This is a genomic window from Candidatus Nanopelagicus hibericus (genome assembly GCF_002288005.1).
Taxonomy (GTDB): domain Bacteria; phylum Actinomycetota; class Actinomycetes; order Nanopelagicales; family Nanopelagicaceae; genus Nanopelagicus; species Nanopelagicus hibericus.
The window spans coordinates 1,113,644-1,126,307 of record NZ_CP016771.1 but is presented as its reverse complement, the minus strand read 5'-3'; the positions used below and the strand labels follow the sequence as shown (position 1 = coordinate 1,126,307).

The 12,664-nt window shown below is 39.1% G+C and carries 10 protein-coding genes and 1 tRNA gene; 6 read left to right on the top strand and 5 right to left on the bottom strand.

Annotated elements, in window-relative coordinates:
- The 3 genes from B1s21160_RS05775 to B1s21160_RS05765 are packed head-to-tail and all read right to left on the bottom strand — an operon-like array spanning nt 1 to nt 2,505.
- Entirely contained in the window at nt 1-861 is an 861-nt protein-coding gene (locus B1s21160_RS05775) for a sugar phosphate isomerase/epimerase family protein (RefSeq protein ID WP_095672771.1), read from the bottom strand.
- A 25-nt stretch (nt 862-886) separates the two neighbouring features.
- The gene (locus B1s21160_RS05770; RefSeq protein WP_095672770.1) at nt 887-1,888 is read right to left on the bottom strand and encodes an N-acetylneuraminate synthase family protein; all 1,002 of its coding nucleotides are present in this window, start codon (nt 1,886-1,888) and stop codon (nt 887-889) included.
- A 2-nt stretch (nt 1,889-1,890) separates the two neighbouring features.
- Nucleotides 1,891-2,505, bottom strand: a complete 615-nt coding sequence (locus tag B1s21160_RS05765; protein WP_095672769.1) for an acetyltransferase — start codon at nt 2,503-2,505, stop codon at nt 1,891-1,893.
- A 188-nt stretch (nt 2,506-2,693) separates the two neighbouring features.
- Between B1s21160_RS05765 and B1s21160_RS05760 the strand changes: the two genes are divergently transcribed.
- Nucleotides 2,694-2,766, top strand: a tRNA-Lys gene (locus B1s21160_RS05760).
- 29 nt (nt 2,767-2,795) lie between these two features.
- On the opposite strand, the gene B1s21160_RS05755 is transcribed toward B1s21160_RS05760, so the two are convergent.
- Nucleotides 2,796-3,848: a polysaccharide biosynthesis protein gene (locus tag B1s21160_RS05755; protein WP_095672768.1), complete on the bottom strand. Its 1,053-nt coding sequence runs from the start codon at nt 3,846-3,848 to the stop codon at nt 2,796-2,798.
- Between the two features lie 49 nt (nt 3,849-3,897).
- Nucleotides 3,898-5,031 (bottom strand): glycosyltransferase, encoded by a 1,134-nt coding sequence (locus tag B1s21160_RS05750; protein ID WP_150120965.1) that lies wholly within the window; start codon nt 5,029-5,031, stop codon nt 3,898-3,900.
- Nucleotides 5,032-5,188: 157 nt separating this feature from the next.
- Between B1s21160_RS05750 and B1s21160_RS05745 the strand changes: the two genes are divergently transcribed.
- The 5 genes from B1s21160_RS05745 (at nt 5,189) to B1s21160_RS05725 (ending at nt 12,653) form a co-directional block, all read left to right on the top strand.
- Nucleotides 5,189-6,586: an RNA polymerase sigma factor gene (locus B1s21160_RS05745; RefSeq protein ID WP_190276941.1), complete on the top strand. Its 1,398-nt coding sequence runs from the start codon at nt 5,189-5,191 to the stop codon at nt 6,584-6,586.
- Nucleotides 6,587-6,715: 129 nt separating this feature from the next.
- Nucleotides 6,716-8,578, top strand: a complete 1,863-nt coding sequence (locus B1s21160_RS05740) for a hypothetical protein (RefSeq protein WP_095672765.1) — start codon at nt 6,716-6,718, stop codon at nt 8,576-8,578.
- Nucleotides 8,579-8,662: 84 nt separating this feature from the next.
- Nucleotides 8,663-10,507, top strand: coding sequence for an O-antigen ligase family protein (locus B1s21160_RS05735; RefSeq protein ID WP_095672764.1), 1,845 nt, complete (start codon nt 8,663-8,665; stop codon nt 10,505-10,507).
- Nucleotides 10,507-11,700, top strand: a complete 1,194-nt coding sequence (locus B1s21160_RS05730) for a nucleotide sugar dehydrogenase (RefSeq protein WP_095672763.1) — start codon at nt 10,507-10,509, stop codon at nt 11,698-11,700. The genes B1s21160_RS05735 and B1s21160_RS05730 overlap by 1 nt, the downstream gene beginning before the upstream one ends.
- Complete coding sequence (locus B1s21160_RS05725) at nt 11,700-12,653, top strand: GDP-mannose 4,6-dehydratase (RefSeq protein WP_095672762.1); 954 nt, start codon at nt 11,700-11,702, stop codon at nt 12,651-12,653. The genes B1s21160_RS05730 and B1s21160_RS05725 overlap by 1 nt, the downstream gene beginning before the upstream one ends.
- The last annotated feature ends 11 nt before the right edge of the window (nt 12,654-12,664 follow it).

The window sequence follows — 12,664 nt, the reverse complement described above, 5'->3', positions numbered from 1 at the left end:
CTAATCAAGCCTAGCATTCACTTTTCCGTTTACCATTTTCCAGGTTTCAAGAATTTCTTCGGGGCTTGAATTCTTGATTTCCAGAGTGGCGAAGTCAACCGTAGCGTCTAGGTGAGACAAAAACCAAGCGCTTGAATCAAAGTTTAGATGGTCATCAAGTTCGCCATGATTTTCACTCATGTGGTATCCACCCACCCATTTCTGTATATCTGAAACCGCCGAAGTTAAATCAAAATCTAAAGTATTTGCAGAGACTTTTAGATGACCAAAATCTAGTAATAATCTGACTCCTTTGCTAACAGATTGAAAAAATAGATTAATTTCCTCTGGAGAAGTTAGTAAAAGTGGGTTTGTTGTGTTGTTAATGAAGTTCTTTTTACTTAAGACATTATTCTCAACTAGAAGTACAACGCCGTGGTTTACAGCAAACTTATCCAAGATAGTTATGTTTGAGATGAATAATTCCATCCCTTCATCTCTTCCTAGTATAGATTTAGCGTTAATTGTCTTGCCAATTTCCGAAACCGAAATGTCTGTTAAAAATCCAGCGTGCACTCCATAGTATTTTGCACCAATTGACGCCGATAGCTGAATTGCGTTTTGAAAGAATTCCATTGTTCTTTCAGATATTTGAACATCCTTTGAAGCCAAATTTAAAACGAATGGATTTTTTGGAGGCGGGAAATAGTTATGCAGCATTAAATCAATCTCTCGACTTAAGCTAATGAGTTTCTCCGGTACTCCTGCGACCAATGAGCCGGAAGACAATTCAACCTGTTTGATCCCTAATTTTAAAAATGAATTTGCAACTTCATAAAATGGCTTATCTTCAAACCCGCCAGTTGAACAATAGATTTTCATTTATGAAATTTCGTAAAACTCTGCGTTATTCAAAATCTTGGATTCTTAGCATAGTACCTTGTGCAACCTTATGCTTAAGCGCTCTGTCCAAAAATTTTTCACATTCGCTCCACATAATTCCAGTACCTGGGCGAAGTAAGACTAAATCACTTATACCTAGAATATTACCAACCTCTAAGTCACGAGAATAATGCAAGCTTTTGCGAGATGTTTTCGCCATACTTTCTTCACCAGCAGTTCTAATAAATTCTGCAGAGCCTAATGCTTTGAAACCGGTTTCGATGTCTAAAACGTACTTTTTGAATTCCTCTGGTTCTAGCGATGCTGCATGATCTGGTCCAGAATCAGTTTTATTTAGCGTGAAGTGTTTTTCAAAATAAGTGGCCCCAATTGCTATTGCCATAATGGCACCTATTGAATCAGTTGTGTGGTCAGAAAACCCGATACCGCTAGAATTAAACTGAATTAAAGCCTTTAATCTAGATATATTTGTAAATTCTAATTTAGTTGGGTACTCGGAAGTTGTATGCATTAATATAAAATTAGAATTTGAAGAGTGAAAGAATTTAACAGCAGACTTTATTTCATCGATACTCGCCATACCTGTTGAGATCAATGTAAGTTTTTTGGTTTTACTGACGTACTCTAAAAGTGGCAAATCTACAATGTCTGCAGAAGCAATTTTAAAACAATTAACATTTATTGAATTCAAGAAGATGGCATCCTCAATTGCGTATGGAGTAGAGATAAACTCAATTCCAATGGAGTCGCAATACTTTTTGAGTTTAGTTTGATCTGAAAAACTCAATTCAAGTTGCTTCAACATCTCAAAATGAGTTCTTTGTCCATCCCTAATTTTTTGATACTCAACTTTTGGCGTTACTTCGGTCGCAAGTCTATTAGCGGAAAAGGATTGAAACTTAGCGGCACTTGCACCAGCACTTTTTGCGGCATCAACTAACTTAATTGCCTTTTCGACGGAACCGTCATGATTAACGCCAATTTCGGCAATTATGAATGGTTTCATGACTATCTCAATTTTGTGGGTGTGCCTGCAGCAAAGGAATTACTAGGAATATTTTCATTCACGAAACTATTTGCGGCAATGACTGAGTCACTTCCAATTGAAATACCATCTGAAATTAGCGAACCCATTCCAAGAAAACAATTATCTCCAATTATCACCCTGCCGGCAAGAATTGTGCCAGGTGCTAAAAAATTTTGATTCCCAATACTGCAGTCATGTTCGACGCTTGCTCCGGTATTAAGAATACAGAATTTTCCAATTCTAGAATTAGGTCCTACGTATGAATTTGCAAATACAACTGTTCCATTGGCTATAGTCGCCGACTTTGAAACGTAAGCAGTTGGATGAATCAGCGATGGAAACCTTAAAATCTGGTTAGATAAATTCATTTCCATTATCACCCTATTTCGAATTTTATAATCTCCAATCCCAAAAACGAATTTTAACTCGGATGAAAAGTTGTTAACCTCGGAGAAATCAACTGTGGGAATTCCCTTATACTGAACGCTTTCACTGTTTATAACCACAAAATACTCGACTGTATCTCCAGAACTTTGAATCAAATCCAAAATTGAATTTGCGTGACCACCAGTGCCTATCACTACATATTTTTGCACTTAAGCCCCTAGTCACATTTTGAAAATAAGTTTAACGCAAAAAAGGGTCAAATCAACTTTATGTGCAGAATCTGGCATCCTGAAAGTTCCTCTAGGCGTTACTTTGTAACTTTACTTAATGGTTTTAGTTTTGTAGTCATTGGAAGTAAACGACTATACTTGGTTGCATCGTAAGAAGTTTAATATGAGGGCCTTTAGCTCAGTCGGTAGAGCAACGGACTTTTAATCCGTGGGTCGTCGGTTCGATCCCGACAGGGCCCACAAAAATCTAATGAAGTGAGTTAAACCATCTAAATAGTTTTTAGATTGGTATATCGTGATAGTTTTTCTAATAGTTGAATTTCATCCCTATTCATAATTTGCTCAATTACCTTGGAATTTTCACTTAGCTCAAACTCTAGATTTGCACTTTGTATTCTAATCTCAGAAGTAGATTTAGCCTTCTCTTCTTTGCCGAATAAATCCTCGCTGAGCTTTTCGCCGTCCCGTAAACCCGTGATGATAATCGAGCTTCTTCGGCCAAGTGATTTTTGCAAATTTTCAATTATTGCATTCAATGCTACGGGCTGACCCATGTCAAAGATATGTACGTCACCTGAATTGATCAAGGCTGACTTAATTGTTAAATATGCAGCCTCTTCAACCGACATGAAATATCTCTCAATTTCTGGGTGAGTAAGTGTGATCGGCTTGTTGTTTGATATTTGATAAATAAATGTTTCAATCACTGAACCCCTGGAGTTGAAAACATTTCCAAAACGGCAGGATGTATAGTTCTTAAAGCCTTCTAAACGAGATTTTGCAACATAAAGTTCTGCAAGTTTCTTGGAGTAACCCAGCACATTTCTTGGTTCAGCGGCTTTATCGGTAGAGATATTCACGAATTTCTCTACTCCGTTTGTGCGAGATACATCAATCAGATTAGCTGTTCCAAACACATTAGTTAAGATCGCTTCACGTGGCTGTTTTTGAAGTGCATTCAAGTGCTTGAGTGCAGCTGCATGAATTACCATGGTTGGTTTAAAGGTGGCAATCATGTTCTTTACACCTTGAATATCTCTGATGTCCAAGAGTGAAATCTGTGGGGATTCAAATAAAGCTCTGGAATCTAAATCAAGTGAAAGTGAATGAAGTGAACCCTCATCACGATCTGTTGCAAGATAACTTATCCCTTCAAGCCCCGCAATTAGTTTTACTATCTGTGACCCAATACTTCCACCTGCACCGGTAACTAAGATTCGCTCGTTTTGAAGATTTGAAATTTCACTTGAGTCAAAGACCATTGGCTTTGGTTGCCGACCAATAATACTTTGAAAAGTTATATCATTAAATGACTGATTCATCTATGACCCTTCTCAATCCTTTAGCACGCATTGATCCATAAAACACATCTTACGATAATAAATTTTTGTAGGCTATTTTGTGGTTATTAACGAAAGTCTCAATTGTAAATTTTTCGAGCGTAGTTTCTCTGGCCATAAGACCAAGTTTAACTAATTGCTCACCACTCTTTGCTAATCCAAAAATAGTTCTTGCTATAACAGCGGCATCATTAGGTATGAGTATCCCATTACTTTGATCTTTGATAAATTCTCCAACACCACCAACATTTGTTGATACTGCAGGCACGTTTTGTAAGCCTGCCTCAGCAATAACCATACCAAATCCCTCATTCTTACTTGTGACAAGTAAAATATCTGCTGCTGCTAAGTACGAAGTAACATTTGATTGCCACCCAGGGAAAATTACTCCTAATTGATTCTTCTCGCTGAATTCTTCGCAAGTATCAAGCAATTCACCGTCGCCTATCATGATCATAGAAAATTTTGAATTATCTAATTTTTGTAACCGCTTAAATGCCTCTAAAGCTAAAAATGGATCCTTTATTTCAGTGAAACGACCTATCCAGGTAATCAAGAATAAGTTTTTTTCAGTACCAATTTTTAATCTAGCCATGTCCTTCGTAATACTTTCTGACTTTCGAATACCTGGCGGAATAACTTGCCATTTATCCTTTGAACCAATTTTTGCTTTTTGTAAATCAATCATTACCTGCTCAGAGTCTGCAATCAGAAGGTGAGTTAAAAACGCCAAGTATTTTTCAGTGAAAACAATGACCCTAACAATTGTTTTTGGGAAGTAACCATAAAGATGGTGACCATGATAGGAATGTACTATTTTTATTTTTCTCCTCAAAGAAATAGCCGCAAGCCTGCCTAAAACTCCAGCCTTTGAGGTGTGGGTATGAACAATTTGAGGGTCAAGATTTTTTAAAACCTTTCTTATTTTTAGAAAGGTCGAGAAATCAGCAAACAATGAAGGCTTTCGTCCCATACTCTTTATCTGAACGATATTTGGGTCTGAATACTTGCCAGCCAAGATATCGATCTCATTTTCGGCACATACACCAGTGACCAATGTATGGGTGAACTCAGATCCCGGCAGCATCTGGTGTAAATCCACCAGCAATACGGCTACTCCTCCTAGATTCATTCTGGACACAATTGATACAACTTTTATAAGCACCCACCCAGTTTAGGTCAGCGGGAAGCCTCTAAAATAGACTCCGATGCAGGACCCTTCAGGCCGGGTCCTAACCATAAAAACCTGGCTTTGAATATCTAGTTTATGGGGGCAACATTTAACCCCTTTTAGTGTCTTAGTAGGTAGAGGGGTCAAGACGTTGGCTCATCGAAAGCGGGAAATCAAAGTGTCACTTCGAAAGAAGGCTCAGGCCCCAGCGACTATTGCTGCGTGGTCTGTTTCTGATTTATCCGCCCTTTATACCCAAAATCGCTCATTACTTATCGCTCAAGCCCGCCGAATTCTTCGTAGCGATGCTGATGCAGCAGAGGTTGTTCAAGATGCTTTTCTTAAATTTATCTTGGCAGCTCCAGAACTAGATTCAGCAGACCGTGCCATGGCATATCTGCGCACAACAGTTAATAATCTGTGCTTGAACGCAATCCGCGCTACCGGATCTCGCCCAAACTTGGTTGCAATTGATTCAGATGCATCACAAGAGCGCCTTGCTGAGATCGCAGCAGAGAATCACATCCCAATGGATGCAACACTCGCCGCAGCAGAAGATGCTTCAGTAATCCGTGAAGCCCTATCTCGTTTATCTGAGACACAACGGACTGCACTTGTTATGTGGGAGGTTGAAGGCCGTACTACCAAAGAGATTGCTCAAGCAATTGGAACTTCTGAGAAAAATGTTCGCCATGTTGTACAACGTGCACGTGCTTCATTTATTCGTGTTCTTACCGAATGGGTAGTGGACGAGAAAACTGGTTCTACCGCACTTGATGCGCTTTCTGGATCATATAAAAAGGCAGCCGAGCTTGCACAGAAATCTTCAAAGGTAGCACTCTCATTACTTATTGTATTGGTTGCATTCCTTGGGTTTAATTCTGTGACAGGTTCAGAGTTCAATACACCAACTATTACTGCAACTGCTAAGCAAGAGTTGCCATCCACAGTTAACTCTGAGGTTGATAACAATTCATCACAATCTTCAGCAGAAGAAATTCTTTCTGCACAAAAGATAATTCAGGATAATTCAGCTATTAATTTCCGTACATCTAAATCTTTGTTTGCTGGCCTTTCAAAAGATGGCCTACCAACAGGATTTACTGTTTCAGATTCAGCAGGCGAAGTCGGCTCTGTTGGACTGTCTACTCAATCGATAATTATTAATCCAGATGGTTATGTTTTAGTTTCATACCTTCAGGCATACGGGGATACAGTTGTTAATTTGCTTATGTCACAATCAGTCACAGTTGATGGCTCTGGTACCTCATACTATGCAAGCCCATCAATTACAGTGGCTGGTTCATGGTTCCCATTGACTCAGACTGGATCTGCCTCAGCCATTACCCGTCTTTCCAACGGAAATTACCTCCTGACAGCCACCCTATATATAGATTCCACGATCGATTCACCCCTATTTGTGCCTGCTACTGCTGGGTTAGATGTCGATGCGATTCCAAATGAGATAACTACCCGTATAATTTTGAACTCTAGCAAGAGCTCAATTCTTGCTCAGGCGATCAATATCGGCGCCAAAGGGGTCAAATAAATGACACCTAACAAACAGGTTTCTCCTGTGATCCGGATATCACGGGGGGAAAGAGATGCGTCAGCACGTGCGACTCATCTCGAAGCCGCTACTAGGAAATTCCTGGTAACGACTAACGAAAGGAAACAAATGTCTACAACGACAAACTTCAAGCGCATTGCGCTTGTAGCTGTTGCCGCTTTAGGTCTAAGCATTGTTTCTGTAGTTCCTTCTAACGCAGCTGTAGTAGGCGCGGTAGCAGTAACGACAGTAAATGGTGCTATAGATGTTAACTCGGCAGGTTATGCACGGTCAGATTCAACTACCGCTGCGACTATCAATCTAAGTGCATTTACGAATGCAGGAACAATTGATACTATTTTGGTTAAATTCACTCCTGGTACATTCCCAACTGGTTCAGCAACATTTGATACAAGATCACTACGTATCGTGGCCCTGGATACAGCAAGTGCAACTGGTGTCGTAACCACACTTAAAGGTAATTCAGGTACTGGTCAAACAGTTGATGTTACTGGCACTTACACCCATGGTTCAGATTCAGCTTCAGTCGGAAATGGTGGAGTTGGTTTGTTAACTAACGCTGGCGTTGGAACTTTAGGTGGAAAGTTTGGAGTATTTCTAGACTCAGCCATGGTTAAAACTGCTGGTACTTACACAATTGATTACTCCATCCAGGTTTACGGAGTCGGCAATGGTGGATCAGCGGCTACAGGCGAACGACTAGATCTTGCTAAGTCAGGAACTATGTCAATTGTTGTAACTACTGCTGGAACTACAACAGGAACTGTAGTTGGAGCTGCTGCAACATCTTCTGCTGTAATGTATGGTGGAGCAACGTTCCCTACAGGCACTGTGATTGATTCAACTACTGTTACTGCGGTTAACACTCCATCGACTTCAACTGCCGCAGCTGTAATTAGGGTAACCCAGCTAACTGCTGCAGGACTTGTTGCTCGAGAGTCAATTACTGCAACCTCAACCATTGGAAACATTGGTCTATGTGGTGGCACAATTGGTAAGAGTGTTATTATTCAAGCAACTTCAGATGGTGTAGATGACGTTTGTATCTATCCAGATGGAACTGCTGGAGCATCAGCAGTCACATTAAAGACAGCAAGTGTTACGTTCGCAAATAGAACTGTAACCTTCTACGGAACTACAGCTGCAACAATTACTGCAACTGTTCTTGCAACCACAATTGGTTCAAGCTCAGTTAACGCAATTTTGGCAGTAGCGAAGGATAGTTTAGGCACAAATATTCGATCTGCCGATGCTGTTTATGCATACTCTGATGCTGTTACTATAATTAATACAGGTACAGCCCCAGCAGGTACAAGTTGCGGTTCATATAGCTCGACTTATGGTGGTTACTTGTGTCCATTAACAGGTTCAAATAATGGAACAGCAAATATCACAATCCGCAACGCATCAACTTCAACACTTGCAACAGTTTCTTCAACTGCAGTAGCAATTAAAGTTAATACTGCTGCTGTTGCCTCTGTGAAGTTAGAGTTTGATAAGGCTAGTTATGCTCCAGGTGAAGCTGCTTGGATCATCGTTCGCCCATTAGATGCAACCGGTGCTGCAGTTGGCGCAACAACTGTTACTAACGCTCTTACAACAGCTGGAATCACTTCAACCGTTGCATTTGGTAATGGTTCAACTGCTTCAGAAACTCTAGCTGCAGTTCTTTCACCTGCTGTTTCTAGCAAAGTTGCAGCAATTGATGGATATGCATCAGCTACTGCGATTGCTATCTACAGGGTGTACATGCCTGCTGCTGGTGGAACAGTCAAGATTGAAGCCACTGGTGGAACTGGATTACCTTCAGCCGGTCGTGTAGCACTTTCAGCTACAGCAACCGTAACTGATAATGGTGCAGCAGCTCTTGCAGCTGTTACTGCACTAGCAACTACAGTTGCATCTCTAAAGACCTTGATCACAACACTTACGAACTTGGTCCTAAAGATTCAGAAGAAGGTTAAGGCTTAAATAACCTTACCCATCTGAACAAATAATGACTTGGGCCCGTCTTCAACAGAAGACGGGCCCAAGTTATTTAGTTAGAATGACCTAATGCAGAAAAGTAATAAGCGGGCAAAGATAAATAACAGATCTAATCAAATATGGGTTTTGTTCAGCGGAGTGGTTTCCTCAACTTTTTATATTAGCACTACTTCAGAAGACCCATTCAACACCCCAAAGTTTATAATCTTAATGCTAACTGCTGGATGGTTGCTTGGGCACTTAATATATGAATATTACAGATCAGGCTTAAAGCGTAAGTCAGTTGATTTTAAATTTTTGTTAATTGTCATTTTTTTTCTACTGAGTCAGACTCTAGCTTTAGCTTTCACACATGTTAAATTCACAGGTTTATTTGGAGATACCCAGAGAAAAAATGGTTATTTAACTTACCTAAGCCTTTCAATAATAGTTTTGTATAGCGCTAAGTTCTTAAAGTACCTAGATGCCATTAAAGTAATACAAATAACTGTATTTTCGGGGTGTGCATTGGCAATTTATGGAACAATACAAACATTAGGTTATGATTTTTTTAAGTGGGAAAATCCTTACAATTCAATCATTGGAACTCTTGGAAACCCCAATTTCGCCTCAGCACTTCTCGCAATCTTTTCATCATTTGCTAGCCTAAGTTACTTCATAAAGAATTTGGGAGTAGCAGTTAGGATCTTGGCTTTACCAACGGTGGCACTATGTTTATTTGCAATTATTCGCTCTGAATCAAGACAAGGTTTAGTGACCTTCTTGTTTATTCATCTTTTCTTTGTGTCTACATTTTATTTGTATAAAAACCAAAAAATTGGTATTGCGCTCACCCTAGTTTCAGCCGGAACAGTTATTCTTTCAATCGCTGGAATGCTTCAACGAGGCCCACTTTCAGGAATTTTATACAAAGAATCGGTCAGTGTGCGTGGATTTTACTGGCGTGCAGCATACGAAATGTTTAGAGATAAACCTTTAACAGGGGTTGGCTTAGATAACTATGGAGGAGCTTTTAAAGCGTTCAGAGAATTAGATTATCCGCTTAGATATGGTTATACCTTAACAAGCTCTAGCGCTCATAACACTACATTGCAAATGTTTGCTACTGGGGGATTACTCTTAGGAGTAAGTTATTTGGCAATTTTATTCTTTATTTTCAAAAGTTCTATAAAATTGATAAAATCGATAGAGTCAGAAAAGAAAGTACTAGTAATTCTGTTTACCTCTGTATGGGTAGGGTTTCAGGCTCAATCCTTCATTTCCATTGACAATATTGGCCTAACTATTTGGGGTTGGCTAATTGGCGGAGTGTTAATTGCATTAGCCCGTGAAAATGTAGAAAATAGTCTCGCCAACAAATCTGACTCGCAGATACAATCTAAGTCTAATTCGATGAGTTTAGTGCGACCTGCACTTTCAATTATTTTTGTAATACCAATCTTGGTTGTCGCTGTATTTTTGAATAGAGCCGAGCGAGATACTTTCATTACACGGACAATAATTCCAAATGAGAGCAATAGTTTAATTGCTAAGAACTATGCTCAAAAAGTGATCGACAATCCTTTAGCAGAACCATTTTATAAATTCAAAGTTGGTCTCACTTTATTTGATTTTGGGTTTACAAAAGAATCTTTAACATTGTTAGACCAACTTCTTGAGCAAGACCCAACAAACTTAATATACTTGAATGCAAAAGCATATTACCAGGAAGGTTACAATGACATTCCTGGTTCAATTAAGACTAGGGAGATGATCGAGGATAACGATCCTTGGAATGCTGATAATTATTTTGTATTAGGACTGCTGCATGTTAAATCTGGTAACTCAGAGCGCGCTACTTATTACAAGTCAAAGGTATTAGCCATTGCAGACAATACTGAGATTGGTACCAGAGCGAAAAACGAATTACCATAATGAATAAATCTGTGGGAGTTATTGGGTTAGGTTATGTGGGCCTACCGTTGGCCATAGAAGTTGCCAAGAAGGGTATCTCAGTTATCGGGATTGATATTGACAAGTCAAAAATTGAAGCACTAAATTCCGGTAAGACGTCAATAGAAGACATAAATATTGGGGATTTAAAAACTCTAACTGAAAATGGACGCCTAGAAGTAACAAGTGATTATTCAAAAATTGTCCTATGTGACATTTTATTAGTCTGTGTTCCAACTCCACTTTCAAATGAGCGTGTACCAGATCTCAAACCTATGCTTGCGGCGATTAGATCTATCGCAGCATATTTAAAGCCTAAAACTCTAGTAATAATTGAATCTACGGTTGCAACCGGTACAACACGGAATACGGTGCTTCCTTTGCTTGAAGAATTAGTGAATTTTCCAGCTAATGAAATCGAAGTAGCTTACTCCCCCGAAAGAGTTGATCCAAGCAATAAAGTTTGGAGTTTACAAAACACTCCTAAGATCGTTTCAGGGATAACGCAGTCATCAAAATTGCGTGCAATTGAGTTCTATTCAAATTTTATAAGCGAAGTAATTGAATGCGAATCAGTTGAAATAGCAGAGACTGCAAAATTACTGGAAAATTCTTTTAGATTTATTAATATATCTTTTATAAATGAATTTGGGATATTCTGCAATGCTTTAGGAATTGATATAAACCAAGTAGTGAAAGCTGCGGGAACTAAGCCTTATGGCTTTATGGAATTTTACCCAAGCATTGGCGTTGGGGGCCACTGCATTCCTGTTGATCCCATATATCTTTCTGATAAGGCTAGGCAAGTTGGTTCTCCAATTAGGATGATCGAATTGGCCGATCAAATCAACAGGGATTTGCCTAGCTACTTTGTAAGCAGGGCCGAAAAAAAATTAAATGGTTTAGAGGGAAAGAAGATCTTAGTAGTAGGTGTTTCCTATAAACCAAATATTTCAGATGTTCGTGAAACGCCAGTTTTCAATTTGATTAGCGCCTTAAGAAATAAAGGTGCGCAAGTTTCCTGGCATGATGACTTGGTAAAGAAGTTCAATGGCGAAGAATCAACTCAACTTAGCAATAATTTTGATTTAGCAATTATTGCAACTGCGCATGATTATTTAGATTGGTCAAAAATTGGTAATTTACCGATAATAACGTCCAGGAGTTCATTGTAGTGAAATACTTAATTACTGGGGGTGCTGGATTTATTGGATCTCACCTTGCAGAAAGTTTGATAGCCAGAGGAAATCAAGTAATAATTTTAGATAATCTCTCGACTGGATCAGTTAAAAATCTTGAGAAGATCAAGGGTAAGATCGAATTAAACAACGGTGAAATTCTGGATCAAGATTTGGTTAGTAAGTTAGTGGCTGAAAGTGACTACGTAGTTCACTTAGCAGCAGCTCTTGGAGTATTTAACATTGTTAATAAGCCACTTGAAAGTCTTAAAACAAATCTTCAAGGTAGTGAGGTTGTGCTTGAGGCTTGTGATAAATATAGAAAACCAGTTTTAATTGCCTCAACTAGTGAGATTTATGGCAAAAATGACAAGGTGCCGTTAAATGAAGAGGATGATCGAATTATTGGTCACCCACTAAAGTCACGGTGGTCATATAGTGAAGCAAAAGCTGTGGATGAAAGCCTTGCATATTTTTATTACTTAGAGAATAAACTTCCAATTCGTATTGTTAGGTTCTTTAATACTGTAGGCCCACGTCAGGTTGGCCATTATGGAATGGTTGTTCCAAGATTTGTTGGTGCTGCTTTGAAGAATGAGCCACTCTCTGTCTATGGCAGTGGTAATCAAATTAGATGCTTTTGCCATATAGATGATGCTGTGAGAGCCCTACTTTTGGTGATGGATTCAGACAAAGCCATCGGTGAAGTTTTTAACGTTGGAAACAACCAGCAAATCTCAATTTTAGAGTTAGCAAAGAAAGTCATAGAAATTACTGGATCTACTTCTACTATTGAAAAGATTGCATATGAGAAGGCATACCCGGAAGGGTTTGAAGATATGCAAAGACGAGTGCCTGATATATCAAAGATTAACCAGGTTTTAGGCTGGTCACCTGAAATTAACCTTGATCAAATTATTAAAGATATCGCTGCCTTTAACTCCAAGTAATATCTCTAATA

Bases quoted from the DNA above. Each gene is read 5' to 3' on its own strand.
- B1s21160_RS05770 (WP_095672770.1), bottom strand. From the start codon at position 1,888: ATGAAACCATTCATAATTGCCGAAATTGGCGTTAATCATGACGGTTCC.
- B1s21160_RS05755 (WP_095672768.1), bottom strand. From the start codon at position 3,848: ATGAATCAGTCATTTAATGATATAACTTTTCAAAGTATTATTGGTCGG.
- B1s21160_RS05730 (WP_095672763.1), top strand. From the start codon at position 10,507: ATGAATAAATCTGTGGGAGTTATTGGGTTAGGTTATGTGGGCCTACCG.
- B1s21160_RS05775 (WP_095672771.1), bottom strand. From the start codon at position 861: ATGAAAATCTATTGTTCAACTGGCGGGTTTGAAGATAAGCCATTTTAT.
- B1s21160_RS05735 (WP_095672764.1), top strand. From the start codon at position 8,663: ATGCAGAAAAGTAATAAGCGGGCAAAGATAAATAACAGATCTAATCAA.
- B1s21160_RS05740 (WP_095672765.1), top strand. From the start codon at position 6,716: ATGTCTACAACGACAAACTTCAAGCGCATTGCGCTTGTAGCTGTTGCC.